Origin of the sequence: Corallococcus sp. 4LFB (assembly GCF_046520365.1) — a bacterium.
GTDB lineage: Bacteria > Myxococcota > Myxococcia > Myxococcales > Myxococcaceae > Corallococcus > Corallococcus caeni.
This window is the reverse complement of record NZ_JBKGHJ010000026.1, coordinates 1-16223: the sequence shown is the minus strand read 5'-3', so window position 1 is coordinate 16223 and position 16223 is coordinate 1. Positions and strand designations below refer to the sequence as shown.

The 16223-nt window shown below is 69.4% G+C and carries 11 protein-coding genes and 1 pseudogene; 7 read left to right on the top strand and 5 right to left on the bottom strand.

Going from position 1 to position 16223, the window contains the following annotated elements:
* Window positions 1-3 precede the first annotated feature (3 nt).
* Window positions 4-1467, top strand: a complete 1464-nt coding sequence (locus tag ACLEQD_RS05060) for a sigma-54-dependent transcriptional regulator (RefSeq protein ID WP_410382140.1) — start codon at window positions 4-6, stop codon at window positions 1465-1467.
* A gap of 265 nt (window positions 1468-1732) precedes the next feature.
* Complete coding sequence (gene mrpC / locus ACLEQD_RS05055; RefSeq protein ID WP_014395195.1) at window positions 1733-2479, top strand: Crp/Fnr family transcriptional regulator MrpC; 747 nt, start codon at window positions 1733-1735, stop codon at window positions 2477-2479.
* A gap of 98 nt (window positions 2480-2577) precedes the next feature.
* On the opposite strand, the gene ACLEQD_RS05050 is transcribed toward mrpC, so the two are convergent.
* Window positions 2578-3471 carry a hypothetical protein gene (locus ACLEQD_RS05050; RefSeq protein ID WP_410382139.1) on the bottom strand — a complete coding sequence of 298 codons (894 nt, stop codon included), beginning with the start codon at window positions 3469-3471 and terminating at the stop codon, window positions 2578-2580.
* 166 nt (window positions 3472-3637) lie between these two features.
* Between ACLEQD_RS05050 and ACLEQD_RS05045 the strand changes: the two genes are divergently transcribed.
* A complete protein-coding gene (locus ACLEQD_RS05045) occupies window positions 3638-5476 on the top strand; it encodes a MutS-related protein (protein WP_410382138.1) in 1839 nt (612 codons plus the stop codon).
* Window positions 5477-5530: 54 nt separating this feature from the next.
* Here the strand turns inward: ACLEQD_RS05045 and ACLEQD_RS05040 are convergent, their stop codons facing one another.
* Both ACLEQD_RS05040 and ACLEQD_RS05035 read right to left on the bottom strand, forming a co-directional pair.
* Complete coding sequence (locus tag ACLEQD_RS05040) at window positions 5531-6703, bottom strand: thiolase family protein (RefSeq protein ID WP_171419503.1); 1173 nt, start codon at window positions 6701-6703, stop codon at window positions 5531-5533.
* An 81-nt stretch (window positions 6704-6784) separates the two neighbouring features.
* Window positions 6785-9175: a 3-hydroxyacyl-CoA dehydrogenase/enoyl-CoA hydratase family protein gene (locus ACLEQD_RS05035; protein ID WP_410382137.1), complete on the bottom strand. Its 2391-nt coding sequence runs from the start codon at window positions 9173-9175 to the stop codon at window positions 6785-6787.
* Between the two features lie 128 nt (window positions 9176-9303).
* Between ACLEQD_RS05035 and ACLEQD_RS05030 the strand changes: the two genes are divergently transcribed.
* The gene (locus ACLEQD_RS05030) at window positions 9304-11058 is read left to right on the top strand and encodes a M1 family metallopeptidase (RefSeq protein ID WP_410382136.1); all 1755 of its coding nucleotides are present in this window, start codon (window positions 9304-9306) and stop codon (window positions 11056-11058) included.
* 6 nt (window positions 11059-11064) lie between these two features.
* Here the strand turns inward: ACLEQD_RS05030 and ACLEQD_RS05025 are convergent.
* Window positions 11065-11942 (bottom strand): annotated as a pseudogene (locus tag ACLEQD_RS05025) (DNA-methyltransferase).
* Between the two features lie 231 nt (window positions 11943-12173).
* Entirely contained in the window at window positions 12174-12344 is a 171-nt protein-coding gene (locus ACLEQD_RS05020) for a hypothetical protein (RefSeq protein ID WP_410382135.1), read from the bottom strand.
* Window positions 12345-12471: 127 nt separating this feature from the next.
* Between ACLEQD_RS05020 and fabD the strand changes: the two genes are divergently transcribed.
* From fabD to ACLEQD_RS05005, 3 genes are read left to right on the top strand one after another with little or no spacing between them, the layout of a single operon-like run.
* Window positions 12472-15369: an ACP S-malonyltransferase gene (gene fabD, locus ACLEQD_RS05015; protein WP_410382134.1), complete on the top strand. Its 2898-nt coding sequence runs from the start codon at window positions 12472-12474 to the stop codon at window positions 15367-15369.
* On the top strand, window positions 15363-15845 hold the full coding sequence (locus tag ACLEQD_RS05010) for a hypothetical protein (protein WP_410382133.1): 483 nt from the start codon (window positions 15363-15365) through the stop codon (window positions 15843-15845). The genes fabD and ACLEQD_RS05010 overlap by 7 nt, the downstream gene beginning before the upstream one ends.
* A 20-nt stretch (window positions 15846-15865) precedes the next feature.
* Window positions 15866-16114: a phosphopantetheine-binding protein gene (locus ACLEQD_RS05005; RefSeq protein WP_375758549.1), complete on the top strand. Its 249-nt coding sequence runs from the start codon at window positions 15866-15868 to the stop codon at window positions 16112-16114.
* The last annotated feature ends 109 nt before the right edge of the window (window positions 16115-16223 follow it).

Genomic DNA, 16223 nt, shown 5'->3' with positions numbered 1-16223 from the left:
CCCATGGAGACCCTCCTCATCGTCGACGATGACGTATCGCTGCTCGAAACCCTCACGATGCACTTCGAGGAGATCGAGCAGGACGACGGGCAGCCGCGCTACCAGGTCGTGACGGCCACCAGCGCCGCCGCGGGCCTCAAGGCCGCCCAGGAGAACATGCCCAGCGTGGTCATCCTGGACATGATGCTCCCGGACCGGACGGGCCTGGAGATCATCGAGGAGATGAAGGAGCTGTGCGGCGACGCGCGCATCATCCTCGTCACCGCCTACCACGACATGGAGACGACCATCCGGGCCATGAAGGCCGGTGCGTTCGACTACATCCACAAGCCCTTCCCGGACCCGGCCGCCCTGGACCTCGTCGTGGAGCGCGCGCTGGAGTACCGCCAGCTGTCGCGCCGCGCGGATGAGGTCCACCGCGAGAACGCCGTCGTCCGCCTGGGCGACATCGTGGGCACCAGCCCCTCCATGCAGCAGCTGGTGAAGGAGATTGGCAAGGTGGCGAGCAGCACCGCGACCGTGCTCATCAACGGCGAGAGCGGCACGGGCAAGGAGCTCATCGCCCGCGTCATCCACAACTACTCCTACGACGAGCCCCGCCCCTTCATCGGCATCAACTGCTCCGCCATCGTGGACACGCTCCTGGAGAGCGAGCTGTTCGGCCACGAGAAGGGCGCCTTCACCGGCGCCGTGGGCGCCAAGCCCGGCAAGTTCGAGCTGGCCGAGGACGGCACCGTGTTCCTGGATGAGATTGGCGACATGTCGCTGATGCTCCAGGCGAAGCTCCTGCGCGTGCTCCAGGAGCGCGAGTTCGAGCGCGTGGGCGGCGTCAAGCGCGTGAAGCTGCGCGCCCGCGTCATCGCCGCCACCCACCGCCACCTGGCGGACGAGGTGGACCAGGGCCGCTTCCGCGAGGACCTCTACCAGCGCCTCAAGGTCATCACCCTCGTCATCCCGCCTCTGCGGGAGCGGCGCGAGGACATCCCCCCGCTGGTGAAGCACCTGCTGGAGCGCATCAACGAGAAGGTGCACAAGCGCGTCACCCGCGTGCCCCACGAGGTGATGGAGCGCCTCACGCGCCTGCCCTGGCGCGGCAACCTGCGCGAGCTGGAGAACGTCCTCACCCGCGCCGTCGTGCTCGCCCCTGGCGACGTGCTCCGGGGCGACGACCTGCCCGCCCTGGAAGTCCACCCGTCAGGCCCCCTGGACCCCCACCGCGCCCCCGGCGCCGCGGGCGGCATGTTCGCGGCCCCCGCCGTGGACGACGCGAGCCTCATCCCCACCCTGGAAGAGGCCGAGCGGCAGCTCATTGCCCGCGCCATGGCCGTCACGAAGGGCCACAAGGGGCGCACGTGTCAGATCCTGGGCATCAGCCGTCCGACCCTTGAACGAAAGCTTCAAAAGTTCGGTCTTGCACAGGGTCAGGGTCCACAGGTGCACCCTTATCCGGTGAAGGATGCTTCCTGACAGTGTCCCAGCCCGGACAAACCGGTGCGCCCCTTTAACGTTTCGTTCAAACTGATCAGACTGTTTGAACGTTCTGTTTCAGGTTTTGGACACAGTTGGGGCATCCGAACCGTGCTGTAGCGCTAAGTACCCGGCATTCCTCGAACTGTTCCCCTGGGAATACTTCAAGTGCCCGTGGCACGCCTCTTGGAAAGGGCAAGGTCCGTCCGCAGCAGCAGCAGCGACCAACCTTTCCCATCCCCTTCCGTCTTTCCAGGAGACTCCCATGCACGGCTTCAACCGCCCCCTCGGCCCCATCGGTTCCAATGTCGTGGCGCCCCTGCAGGCGACGTCGTCCGGGATGATGGTGACGGCGAACAAGCTGGTCCCCGGCCAGGAGGCCATCGACTTCAAGGGGTACTTCAAGGTCGAGTCCTTCCCGCACAACTCGACCATCTACCGCCCCGGCGACACGTCGGACCGCGTGTACCTGCTGAAGTCCGGCCGCGTGCGCCTGATGCGCATTGGCAAGAACAGCACCCGCTCGGTGGTGTCCATCCTGCGCCCGGGCGACCTGTTCGGCGAGCTGTTCCGCCCCGAGGGCACGCCCATCGAGGAGATGGCCGTGGCGGCGGGCGAGGCCGAGGTGTGGAGCATCGAGGGCCGTGACTTCCGCGCCCAGCTGGAGGCCCGTCCGGCCCTGGCGGTGGACGTGGTGCGCGCCTACGCGGACCGCGTGCGCTCGCTGCGCAAGCGCGTGCTGGGCCTGACCTTCAAGGAGGTGCCGGCCCGGCTGGCGGACACCCTGCTCACGCTGGTGGAGGCGCACGGCGAGCGCTGCCCCCACGGCGGTGAGACGGACCTGCGCGGCATCACCCAGCAGGACCTGGCGGACCTGGTGGGCGCCTCGCGCTCCTTCGTGTCCACGCTCATCAACGAGATGAAGCGCGAGGGCGTGCTCGGCAACGTCGGCCGCATCCTCTGCGTGCGTGACCAGAAGGCCCTGCGCAAGCTGGCCTCCAAGGAGAAGTAGGCTGCGCGTCCCCGTCCAGGGGACCGTGACGTCCAACGGGCCTGACCGCGGAGTGCATCCGCGGCCGGGCCCGTGGTGTTTTCAGCGCACGGTGCTGTTCAGAACGTGAAGCCCATGCCGAACTCGGGGGCGAAGCTCCGGTCCTGCCCCGGGGGGCGGACCTCGGAGTCCAGGTAGAGGCTGCGCGCCCCACCCCGCAGCATGAGGCTGCCCAGGTGCAGCGCCAGGCCCGCGCGCACGTCCATCTGCCGGTAGGGAAAGGGCGTCACCTGGAAGCGCGCCTCCACGTCCAGAGGCCCCAGGAGGCACGCCTCCACGGACATGCCCAGGCTGGGGCCCACGTAGACGCGGCCGGGAAGATCCACGGTGGAGACGCCGGCCTCCGCGCGCATGCGCAGGTCCTCCCGGACGAGGGAGGAGTACGTCACGTGCAGCTCCCCCAGGGTGCGGATGTCGCGGGACGAAGCCCCTGCCCCGGTGCCCATCAGCCGGGACAGCCGCAGGTCCACTCCGAAGCGGCGGAGGTCCCAGCCGACGTCGAAGTCCACGCCCATGCCCCCCTCGACGGGGGACGCCAGCACGCCCGCGCGGAAGGAGAACGGCACGGCGTGCCGCAGCGAGTTGCGCTCGGGCGGCGCGTCCACACCGTCGCTGTCGTGGCCGTGGTGGGTGCCCGTGGCGGCGATGGCCTCCCCCATTCCACGGAACAGCAGCTCGAAGACCGCGCCCAGGATGATGGCTGCGGCGTCGTCTGACGCGCTGGCGCTGCAACAGTCATCCGTGGAGGACACCGTCGTCGTCTTGAGCGAACGGTTCCGGTTCTCGTCCTCCTTCTTCGAAGCGTCGTCATCGGCGCCAATGGCGGACGCCTTGTGGACGGGCTTCGACGTTTCGTTGGAGTCCGAGTGCTTGCCGAAGCGCGCTTCGGCGGGAGGCGCGGCGAGCAGGCCCGCGAGGAGCCCTCCGCCCAGCACGACCTTGGGGAACGACATGGGGTTGAACCCCCTCCGCGAGGCACGGCCGGCCCGACCGCCCCTCACGCGCCGCATTCAAATCCCGGGGGCCCACGGGAAGTCAACGGCCGGTGTTCGCGAAGCGTGACGGAGCGCGTTGCGCGCTTGCCCTCGGACGGGGGGCCGCACAGCATGCGCGGCCATCGTGCCCGTCCCTACCGAGTCCCCGAGCCCCCATCGCACGTACACCGACCGCCGCGCGGCCGCCCAGGCGGACCTGACGGCGCTGGACCGCGTCAGCGCGAGGTACGCCAACCTGCGCACCGTGGCCTTCGTGGCGGCGCTCGTCATCGCGGCGCTGACGCTGATGGGCCGGCTGCCCAAGCCCTGGTGGTGGGCCGCGGCGGGCGCGCTCGCCGTCTATGGCCTGCTGGCGGTGCTGCACCACCAGGTGTTCCTCAAGGAGCAGCGCGCGCGCCTCTTCGTCCTCCTCAACGAGCGGGGCCTCGCGCGGCTGGAGGGCGGCTGGCACTCCTTCACCGACACGGGTGAGCGGTTCCTCTCCCCCAATCACCTGTACGCGACGGACCTGGATGTCTTTGGCCAGGGCAGCCTCTTCCAGCTCATCAACGAGACGGCGACACGCGCGGGCGAGGAGCGGCTGGCGGCGTGGCTGTCCGCGCCCGCGACCGCGGAGACGGTGGTGACCCGGCAGGGCGCCGCGCGTGAGCTGGCCCCGCGCGTGGACTTCCGCCAGGAGCTCTGCGTGGACGCCCGCGCGGTGGCGAAGGACAAGGCGGACCCGGCCCTCTTCATCCAGTGGGCGGAGGCCGGCCCGTCGCTGGACGCCATCCGCTGGTCACGTCCGCTGGCCGTGCTGCTGCCCCCCGTGACGCTCACCCTCTTCATCCTGGGCACGGTGGGCGTGGTTCCCGACAGCCTCGTGTGGCTGGGCCTGTTCGCGCAGCTGGGCATCGCGGTGGCCACGCGCCGCACGCTGAAGCGGATGGATGACGCCGTGGAGCAGGGCGAGCGCGGCTTCGTGCGCTACGCGTCCCTCTTCGAGCGCGTGGAGGGACAGACCTTCGAGCACCCGCGCCTGAAGCAGCTCCAGTCCGGCCTGCGGGCGGAAGGCGGCCCCCCGGTGTCCGCGCTGTTCCGGCGCTTCAGCCGGCTGTACTCGCTCATCGAGTTCAAGCGGCACCAGTTCCACGCCCTGGTGCACTGGCTCACGCTCTGGGACATCCACGCCCTCTTCGCGCTGGAGGGCTGGAGGGCCGCCCACGGCCGCGACGTGCGCCAGTGGTTCGAGGGGCTCGCGGAGCTGGAGGCCCTCTGCTGCCTGGGCGGGCTCGCGCATGACCGGCCCGCGTTCACCTGGCCCCAGCTGGAGGCCCAGGGCCCGCGCGTGGAGGCCACGGCGCTGGGGCACCCGCTCCTGGACGCGCCCGTGCCCAACGACGTGTCCCTGCCCGGCCCGCGCCACGCGCTGCTGATTACGGGCTCCAACATGAGCGGCAAGACGACGTTGATGCGCGCGCTGGGCGCCAACGTGGTGCTGGCGCTGGCGGGCGCGCCGGTGTGCGCGGCGGCGTTCCGGCTGTCCCCGGTGCAGGTGCTCACCAGCATGCGCGTGAAGGACTCGCTGGAGCGCGGCGTGTCGTACTTCCACGCGGAGGTGCTGCGGCTGAAGACGGTGCTGGACGCGGCGGCGGCCGCGAAGGGCCAGGCCCTCTTCCTGCTGGACGAAATCCTGCTGGGCACCAACACCCGCGAGCGCCAGATTGCCTCGCGCGAGGTGCTGCGGCTGCTGCTCGCCTCCGGCGCGTGTGGCGCGGTGACGACGCATGATTTGTCCTTGGCGGTGCTGGCGGACGAGCCGGGCTCGCACGTGGTGAACGTCCACTTCCGCGACCACCTGGAGGACGGGAAGATGGTGTTCGACTACCGGCTCCGGCAGGGGGTGGTGGACACCACCAACGCGCTGCGGGTGCTGCGCCTGGCGGGCGTCCCGGTGAACGACCCGGACGCCCCGGCCTCCTGACCGTCCGCCTGCGCGCCCCCTTCGTGTGACAGGGGGCGCGAAGCGGAAAGCGGACTACTTCGCCAGCTCCACCAGCGCCGCGGCACCCATGCCGCCGCCAATGCACATGCTCACCACGCCGTAGCGGCCGTCCCGGCGCTTCAGCTCGCGCAGGATGGTGGCCACCATGCGCGCGCCGGACACGCCCAGCGGGTGGCCCAGGGCGATGGCGCCGCCGTTCGGGTTCACCTTGTCCAGCGGGATGCCCAGCTCGCGGATGCAGTGCAGCGCCTGCGCGGCGAAGGCCTCGTTGAGCTCGAACACGCTGATGTCCTCAATCTTCAGCTTGTTGCGCTCCAGCAGCTTGCGGATGGCCGGCACCGGGCCCACGCCCATGATTTCCGGCGGCACGCCGGCGACCACGTAGTCCACGAAGTAGCCCAGCGGCTTGACGTTGAGCTCCTTCGCCTTCTCCTCGCTCATCACCACCGCGGCCGCCGCGCCGTCCGTCAGCGGCGACGCGTTGCCCGCCGTCACCACGCCCTTGGCGTTGAAGGCCGGGCGCAGCTTGGCCAGGCCCTCCACCGTCGTCTCCGGGCGCAGGATGGTGTCCACGGAGACGGTGACTTCCTTCTTCGTGCCGTCCTCGTCGAACATCGTCGTGGTGACGGGGAAGATCTCCTCCTTGAACTTCCCCTGCTCGCGCGCGGTGGCCGCGCGGCGCTGGCTCTCCGCCGCGAACTTGTCCGCGTCCTCACGCGTGACGCTGTAGCGCGTGGCGATGTTCTCCGCGGTGGCGCCCATGGAGGTGTAGACCTCCGGGATCTTCTCCATGATCTCCGGGTTGGCGGAGACCTTGTTGCCACCCATGGGCACCATGGTCATGGACTCGGTGCCGCCGGCGATGGCCACCTGCATCATCCCGGACTTGATGCCCTGCGCCGCCTGCGCCACGGACTGCACGCCGGAGGAGCAGAAGCGGTTGATGGTCATGCCCGGAACGGTGTCCGGCAGCCCCGCGAGCAGGCTCGCGTTGCGGGCCACGTTCATGCCCTGCTCGGCTTCCGGCATGGCACAGCCCAGGATGACGTCCTCCACGTCCGTCGGCTTCAGGCCGGGGACCTGGGCGACGGCCTCCTTGATGGCAAGGGCCGCGAGCGTATCCGGACGCGTGTCCTTGAACTCTCCCTTGTGGGCGCGGGTGAAGGGGGTGCGCACCGCGCTGGCAATCACGACTCGACCGGACATGTCAGGTGTCTCCCTGCCCGGACAGCGTCCGAGCGTGCTTCGGAATTCGTGTCTGGAAACCCATTGAGTAAACGCCCCGCGCTAGTTGCGCAGCGGCTTGCCCTTCTCGAGCATGAACATCATGCGGTCCTGGGTCTTCTCCTCGCCGATGAGGCTCAGGAACGCTTCCATCTCCAGCTCCAGCAGCTTGTCCTCGGTCACCAGCACGGACGGGCTGGTGTCACCGCCGGAGAGCACGCGCGCCAGCTTCTGGGCGATCTTCCGATCGTGGGCGCTGATCTGATTGTTGAGCTGCATGTCGTACAGCATCATGTCGATGGTGGCCGCGCCGTTGGGGCCCGGCAGCCGGAAGCGCGTAGGACGCGGCGGGCGGAAGCCGCCGTTCGCCAGCCCCAGCACGCGCGACTTCGCGTCCGACAGGAGGAAGTCGCGGTTGCCCGTGATGCCGTCCTGCTGCGACAGGAAGCCGAACTCGCGGGCCTCCTCCGCGCTCGTCGCCACCTTCGCGGTGCCGATGGCGAGGAACACCTTCTTGAGGAAGGGCAGCGCGTCGAAGTCCTTGTCCGCCGCGTACGCGCCGAACACGTTGCGCAGCAGCATCATGGTGCCGCCGCCGCCCGGGATGAGGCCCACGCCCACTTCCACGAGGCCCATGTACAGCTCCGCGCTGGCCTGCACCGCGTTGCCACCCATGGTGACCTCCGCGCCGCCGCCCAGCGTGAGGTTGAAGGGCGCCGTCACGACGGGCACGGGGCTGTAGCGCATGCGCTGGTTGGCCTGCTGGAACGCGGACGCCATCTTGCGGATGGAGTCGAAGTCCTCGCTCTTGGCCGCCATCAGCATGGCCATGATGTTCGCGCCGGCGGAGAAGTTGGACCCGTCGTTGCCGATGACGAGACCCTTGAAGTTCTTCTCCGTCTCATCCAGCGCGGTGTTCATCATCGCGATGATGTCATCGTCGATGGAGTTCATCTTGGAGTGGAACTCCAGCAGCGTCGCGCCGTCGCCCATGTCCCACAGCGACGCGCTGTCGTTGCCGGTGATCTTCTTGTTGCCGCGCTTCAAGTACTCCACGCGGAAGGTGCGCGCGTTCTCCTGCACCGGCTTCACGGACTTGGACGGGATGTCCCAGTAGGTGTCGCGGCCGTCCTGCACGCCGTAGAAGGACGTGCGGCCCTTGGCCAGCATCTCCTCCACCCAGGCGGCGGGCTTGAGGCCCAGCGCCTTCATGCGCTCCACGCCCTTCTGGACACCGTAGGCGTCCCAGACCTCGAAGGGCCCCAGGTCCCAGCCGAAGCCCCAGCGCACGCCGCGGTCCACGTTGACCAGGTCGTCGGCGATCTCCGGGATGCGGCGGCTGGAGTACGCCAGCACGTCCAGGGTGACGCGCTCGGCGAACTTGCCGGCCTTGTCGTCCGCGTTCATCACGGACGCCACGCGCTCCTTGACGTTCTCGATGTCCTTCGCGGCGCCCAGCGAGTCGAAGCGCACCTTCGCCTGCGGCCGGTACTCCAGCGACTTCAGGTCCAGCGCGAGGATGTCCTTGCCGCCGGAGGCGCGGTCCTTCTTGTAGAAGCCGCCGCCCGTCTTGTCGCCCAGCATCCCCTTCTCCACCATCTTCTGGAGGAAGTCGGGGGCGGCGAAGACGTCGCGCTCCTCGTCGTGGGTCAGCGTGTCGTAGCAGTTCTTCGCCACGTGGGTGAACGTGTCCAGGCCCACGATGTCCGCGGTGCGGAACACGGCGGACTTGGGACGGCCCATGGCCGGGCCGAAGATCTTGTCCACCTCTTCGATGGACATCTCCGTCTTCTGCATCTCGGAGATGGTCCGCATCATCCCGTACACGCCGATGCGGTTCGCGATGAAGTTGGTGGTGTCCTTGCCGTAGACGATGCCCTTGCCCAGGACCTCTTCACCGAACTTGTGGATGGTCTTCACGACCTCCGGGTTCGTCTCCTGGCCCGCCACGAGCTCCAGCAGCTTCATGTAGCGCACGGGGTTGAAGAAGTGCGTGACGAGGAAGTTCTTCTTGAACTCCGCGCCGCGGCCTTCGGTCATGCCCACGATGGAGAGGCCGGAGGTGTTGGAGGAGATGATGGCGTCCTTGCGGGCGTGCTTCTCCACCTTGGCGAACAGGGCCTGCTTGACGGCCAGGTCCTCCTTCACCACCTCGATGATCCAATCGCACTCGCCCAGCCGCGCGAGGTCGTCCTCCAGGTTGCCCACTTCGATGGCGGCCAGCACCTGCTCGGACACGATGGGGCTGGGCTTCGCCTTGCGCAGGTTGGCCAGCGCTCCTTGCGCGAACTTGTTGCGGAACGCCTTGGAAGCGGTGTCCTCGCCCGGGCCAGCCTTGGGCGGAACGATGTCCAGCAACAGGGCGCGCACGCCGGAGTTGGCCAGATGCGCGGCGATGCCGCTGCCCATCACGCCAGCGCCAAGCACCGCCACTTTTCGGATCCGGGTCGTCATCGGAAATTGGCTCCCTTGAAAGGAAGTAGGGGACTGCACAAATGTAGGCGATTGACCCGGAAGTCAACCGGCATTGCCGTCGGGTGTGCTCGCCAGGAGGTCGGCTCCCCGACTACAAGTCGGGGCCCATGGCTCGCCTCGACCCGCACTCGTACAACGACAGCACGCAGCCTGAGACCGAAACGTTGGACTGGAAGGCTCGCGTCGATTTCCGGACGCGCCGCCTGCACGCGGAGGCCACGCTGACGCTCAAGGAGGCGTCAGCGGGGCCCCTCGACCTGGACACCCGCGACCTGGACATCCGGGGCGTGGTGGATGCCCAGGGTCGCCCCTTGCCCTACATCCTCTCCCCTCCCGAACCCATCCTGGGAAGCCGGCTGCGGATTGAGCTGCCCGCGGGGGTGAAGCAGCTCACGGTGCGCTACCGGACCTCGCCGGAGGCCAGCGCCCTGCAGTGGCTGACCCCGCCGCAGACGGCGGGCGGGCAGCAGCCGTTCCTGTTCAGCCAGTGCCAGGCCATCCACGCGCGCAGCGTGGTGCCGCTGCAGGACACGCCGCGCATCCGCATCCGCTACCGCGCGTCCCTGCGCGTGCCCAAGCAGCTCAAGTCCGTGATGGCGGCGTCCTTCGTGGCGCGCGAGGAGCACGGCGTGGAGGCGGAGGAGCACTACGAGATGCCGCAGCCGGTGCCCCCGTACCTGCTGGCGTTCGCGGTGGGCAGCCTCACGTCGAAGGAGCTGGGGCCGCGCTCGCGGGTGTGGGCGGAGCCGGAGGCGCTGGAGGACGCGGCGGACGAGTTCGCGGGCGTGGACGACATGCTCAAGGCCGCGGAGTCGCTCTTCGGGCCGTACGACTGGGAGCGCTTCGACCTGCTCCTGATGCCGCCGTCGTTCCCGTACGGCGGCATGGAGAACCCGCGCCTGACGTTCCTCACGCCCACGCTCATCGCGGGGGACAAGAGCCTGGTGAACGTGGTGGCGCACGAGCTGGCGCACTCGTGGACGGGCAACCTGGTGACGAACGCGTCCGCGGAGCACTTCTGGCTCAACGAGGGCTTCACCGTCTTCGCGGAGCGCCGCATCCTGGAGGCGCTGGCGGGGCCGGAGGTCGCGGCGCTGCACGCGGCCCTGGGGCGCCGGTCGCTGGACGAGGCGCTGCACCACTTCCGCGCGCACCCGCAGCTCACCGCGCTGCGCACGCACCTGGCCGGCGTGGACCCGGACGAGGCCTTCTCCCAGATTCCCTACGAGAAGGGCTACCTGCTCCTGCGCGCGCTGGAGGACGCGGTGGGCCGTCCCGCCTTCGACGGCTTCCTGCGCCGCTACCTGGCGAAGTACCGCTTCCAGGCGCTCACCACGGAGGAGTTCGTCCGCTTCACGGAAGAGGAGCTGCCCGGCGCGCTGGCGAAGGTGGACGCGGACGCGTACCTCAACCGGCCCGGCGTGCCGGAGAGCGCGCCCCGCCCTGCCTCCGCGCGGCTGGAGGCGCTGGAGAAGCTGCGCGGGAAGGTGCCGACGCAGGCGGACACGAAGGACTGGACGCCCACCGAGTGGCAGCTGTTCCTGGAGTCCATGCCGGTGGACACGTCCAAGGACGTCTTCCGGGAGCTGGACGCGAAGTACTCGCTCACCGGGAGCCGCAACTCGGAGGTGCTGGTCGCGTGGCTGGTGGCGGCGCTGCGCGCGGGCTTCGACGCGCCGCTCGGCCGGGCCGAGGAGTTCCTCGGCGAGGTGGGCCGGATGAAGTACCTGAAGCCGCTCTACAGCGTGCTCGCCTCGTCGCGCGACCACCGCAAGGTGGCGCGCGCGGCGTTCGAGAAGCACGGGGCGAGGTACCACCCCATCGCGCGGCAGGGAGTCGAGCTCATCCTCGCCCGCGCGTGAAGCGGACTACTTGAGGGTCGCGTCCAGGCGCTTCTTGGACAGGGCCAGGTACTCCGGGTTCATGTCGATGCCCACGTAGCGGTGGCCGTGCTTCAGGGCGGCCACGCCGGTGGTGCCGCTGCCGTTGAAGGGGTCCAGGACGAGCGAGTTCTCCGGGCAGCTCGCCTCCAGGATGCGCTCCAGCAGGGCCACCGGCTTCTGGGTGGGGTGGCTGCCGAAGGCCTTCTCCTCGCCGCGCGGGCCGTCTGCGTCCACATGCGGCCGGCGCCGTCGGCGGTGAGCTCCTCGTCACCGTTGCGCGGCAGGGCCCACACGTCGCGCATCTGCTTGCCGCCGTTCTCCGCCTTCATGCGCTGGTAGTTGAAGACGTGCTTCAGCTTGCCGCCGGACGACGGCGAGGCCCAGATGAGCAGCTCGGTGGAGTGCGTGAAGTAGCGGCACGCCAGGTTGGGGCTCGCGTTGGGCTTGTACCAGGTGACGGTGTTGAGCAGCTTGTAGCCCAGCTTCTGCATGGCGAAGCCGGCGTTGAAGATGACGTGCTGCGTGCCGCTCACCCACAGCGTGCCGGTGGGGCGCAGCAGGCGCTGGCAGGCCGCGAGCCACTTCGTGGTGAAGGCGTGGTCCTCCTCCACCCCGCGGGAGACGTCCCACTGCCCCTTGGCCACGGAGACGCGCTTGCCGTTCTTGCAGGTGGTGCCGCCGTTGGAGAGGAAGTACGGCGGGTCCGCGAAGATGAGGTCGAAGGACTGCTCGGGCAGCTGGGCCATCAGCTCCAGGCTGTCGCCCTGCAGCAGCGTGTAGGCCTCCCCGCGCTTCGCGAAGACGCTGTCGTTCTGGGAGCGTCGGACAATCTTCAGGGCAGGGGCAGCAGCTTCCGCGAACATCACGCCTCCGTCTTTGGGACAGACGTCTTCAGGGACGCGGCGGACTGTGCGGTCAGTTGGCTGCTACGTCGAATTTCTGGCCTGTAATTGGCTGTAGCAGCGAAAGCGCGTGCGGAAATTTGACGAGCGCGTGGAGCTGAAACACCGCGAGCAGGGCGGGAGCGCCTCTGTCTTTCGAGGCCCTCCACGACCCTGCTCGTGGGGTACAGCGGATGCTGTGGAGCCGAAGGACTAGGCCTTCTCGGGCTCGGCGGCCTTCGCGCCCTTCTTGGCGGCCGGCGCGGCGGGGGTGGCGGGCGTGGCGCCGGGCTTCGCGGCGGGAGCCTGGGGCTCCGCAGCCAGCGCCGCCTGGGCGGAAAGCAGGGTCAGGCACGTCAGGGAGACTGCAAGTCGGTTTGTCATGGTCATGGTGTTTTCCTCGGACTACAGGGAGAGACCATAACGGCGGGTTTGCGATGACAGAAATTGTTTCGTCACCGGGTGCATGTCTGGCTATCGGCCAGGGCGACAGGGTTCGAGGGGGCAGGGCATGAGCGCGCCATGGGTCTTCCTCTGTTCGGGACAGGGGTCGCAGTACCTGCAGATGGGCGTGGACCTGTACCGCCACGACCCGGTGTTCCGGGAGTGGGTGCTGCGGCTGGACCGCGTGGCGACGCCGCTCATCGGCACGTCGGTGGTGGGGCTGTTGTACGGGGACGGCCGCTCCGGCGCGCCGCTGCCTCGCGCGCTGCACAGCAACGCGTCCATCTTCACGGTGGAGTACGCGCTGGCGCGCTCGCTGATGGCGCGGGGGGTGGAACCGGCGATGACGCTGGGTGTGAGCCTGGGGGAGATCGTCGCGGCGGCCATCGCGGGCATCTACGAGCCGGAGGCCGCGCTGGAGGCGTGCGTCCGGCTGGCCCGGGCGGTGGAGGGCGCGTGCGAGGCGGGCGGGATGCTGGCCGTCCTCCATGATCCGGCGCTGCTGGAGCGCGAGCCCGGCCTCTTCCAGGGCGTGGAGTTCGCGGGGCGCAACGACGCCTTCCAGTTCGTGGTGTCCGGCCGCGTGGAGGCGCTGCGCGCGGTGGAGGCGCGGCTCCAGGCGCGCGGCATCACCACCTTCGAGCTGCCGGTGGCGCACGCGTTCCATTCGTCGTTCATGGACCCCGCGCGGGAGCGCTACCTGGCGGACCTGCGGGGCCTGCCGCAGCGGCCCGCCCGCATCCCGATGGTGTCCGGGCTGGACGGCGGCATCCGCCGCGAGCTACCCCCCGAGCACCTGTGGGGCGCCATCCGGGGCCCCATGGCGTTCTCCGACGCCGTTCGCGGGCTGGTGGCTCGGGGTGAGTACGCCTTCATCGACGTGGGCCCCTCCAGCTCGCTGGCGAACCTGTTGAAGGCGGGCGTCGCGAAGAGCGGACGCCCCGCGGTGTTCTCCGTGATGACGCCGGCCCACGGCGAGGTGGAGCGCCTGAAGCAACTGGAGCGCGCGCTCGTGCCTCCTCCCGCCGTGTCCTCTCCTCCACTCCAGCATGAGAAGAAAAGCATGATCGCGTACGTCTTCCCGGGGCAGGGCACCCAGCGCAAGGGCATGGGGGCGCGCCTGTTCGAGCCGTACCGGTCGCTCACGGACAAGGCGAGCGACATCCTGGGCTACTCCATCGAGGAGCTGTGCCTCCAGAACCCGGACAACCGCCTGGGGCAGACGCAGTACACGCAGCCGGCGTTGTACGTGGTCAACGCGCTGTCGTACCTGGAGAAGAAGGCGAAGGACGGCGAGCCGGACTTCGTCGCCGGCCACAGCCTGGGTGAGTACAACGCCCTCTTCGCCGCGGGCAGCTTCGACTTCGAGACGGGCCTGCGGCTGGTGAAGCGCCGCGGTGAAATCATGGCCGAGGCCAGGGGCGGCGGCATGGCGGCCGTGGTCGGCCTGTCGCGCGAGCGCGTTGAAGAAGTGCTGCGCTCGTCGGAGGAGTTCGGCGCGCTGGACGTGGCGAACTTCAACACGCCGAACCAGGTGGTCATCGCCGGGCCCGCGGACGTAGTGCAGCGCGCGAGCCCGGCCTTCGAGGCGGCGGAGGCGAAGGCGTACGTGCTGCTCAAGGTGAGCGCGGCCTTCCACTCGCGCTACATGGTCGCGGCGTCGGAGACGTTCCGCCGGTTCCTGGCGGGCTTCGACTTCCAGCCGCCCCGCATTCCGGTCATCTCCAACGTGGAGGCGCGGCCCTACGAAGCGGCGCGGTGCCGCGAGCTGCTCGCCATCCAGATCGCCAGGCCGGTGAACTGGGCGGGCACGGTGCGCTACCTGCTCGCGCAGCCGGGGATGAAGATCGTGGAGGTGGGCCCCGGCATCGTGCTCGCCAACATGCTGAGGGACTTCGAGGCAGAGGCTCCGTCCGCGCCCGTCGCGGCCCCGGCACCCACCCAGGTCCCCGCGCCGTCCGTGCCGGAGGCGAGCGCGCCAGTGGCACCTCCGCCCGCGGCCCCCGAGCCCCGGCGCAACGGGGTCCTCCGGCACGAGCCGCGCGAGGCCGCTCCGGTGGCACAGGAGGGCTTCTCCGCGGCGTCGCTGGGCAGCGCGGAGTTCCGCGCCGACCACGGCATCAAGTACGCCTACGTGGCGGGCGCGATGTACCGGGGCGTGGCGTCCAAGGAGCTGGTCGTCGCCATGGGCAAGGGCGGCATGCTCGGCTACTTCGGCTCCGGCGGCGTCCCGCTCCGCGACACCGAGGCCGCCATCCTCCACATCCAGCGGGAGCTGTCGCGAGGCCAGGCCTACGGCATCAACCTGCTGAGCAGCCCGCAGAACCCGCAGCTGGAGGAGGACACCGTCGACCTCTTCCTGCGCCACGGCGTGCGCCACATCGAGGCCGCGTCCTACATGGCCGTGACCTCCGCGCTGGTGCGCTACCGGCTGGTGGGGCTGGAGCGGGACGCGCGCGGCAACGTCGTCCCGAAGAACCACATCGTGGCCAAGGTCTCCCGCCCGGAGATCGCCGAGGCCTTCCTGCGTCCCGCGCCGGAGCGGCTGGTGCGGCGCCTGGTGGAGCAGCGGCGCATCACCCCGGAGCAGGCGGAGTGGTCCCAGCGCGTCCCCCTGGCGGACGACCTCTGCGTGGAGGCGGACTCCGGCGGCCACACGGACCAGGGCGTCGCGTACGCCCTCACGCCCGCCATCATCCGCCTGCGCGACCGCATGATGACCCAGTACGGCTACGCGAAGCGCGTGCGCGTGGGCGCGGCCGGAGGCATCGGCACGCCCGAGGCCGCCGCGGCGGCGTTCATGCTGGGCGCGGACTTCATCCTCACCGGCTCCATCAACCAGTGCACGGTGGAGGCGGGCACCAGCAACGAGGTGAAGGAGCTGCTCCAGGGCCTCAACGTCCAGGACTTCGACTACGCCCGGCCGGGGACCTGTTCGAGCTGGGCGCGCGCGTCCAGGTGGTGAAGAAGGGCCTCTTCTTCTCCGCCCGCGCGAACAAGCTCTACGACCTCTATCGCTTCCACGACTCGCTGGAGCAGATCGACGCGAAGACCCGCGAGCACCTGCAGACCGCCTACTTCCGCAAGAGCTTCGACGCCGTCTACGAGGACGTGAAGGCCTACTACCCGCCGTCGGAGATTGAGAAGGCGGAGGCCCTGCCCAAGTACAAGATGGCGCTCATCTTCAAGTGGTACTTCGGCCACAGCACGCGACTGGCGCTGGGCGGCTCCAAGGACAGCCGCATCGACTACCAGGTGCACAGCGGGCCGGCGCTCGGCGCCTTCAACCAGTGGGTCAAGGGCACGCCGCTGGAGCGCTGGGAGAACCGGCGCGTCGCGGAGATTGGCGAGCTGCTCATGCAGCAGACCGCCCAGGTCATCACCGACCGGATGCGCGCCTTCGGTGCGCTCCCGCGCGGCAACGTTCACGCAGCAGCTTGAGCAGGACAGGGACAACGACGATGAGCACGGACCTCTTCCAGGTGATTTCGGAGAACATCCTCAAGGTGCTGCCGGACGTGGACGCACGGCTGATCACCCCCGAGCGGCAGCTGAAGGAGCTGGGCGCGAACTCCATCGACCGGATGGAGATCGTCATGGGCACGATGGAGGACCTGGGCATCAACGTCCCCGTCACGGAGCTCAGCCAGGCCAAGGACATCGGCTCGCTGCTGGGCATCTTCCAGCGGCACCACGCCCAGCGCTCCTGAGCCACGCACCGTGAGTGACCGCCGCATCATCATCACCGGCATGGGGGCGCTGACCGCCCTGGGCGCCGGCGTGCCCGCGCTCGCGCGAGGGCTGCGCGAGGGCCGCGTC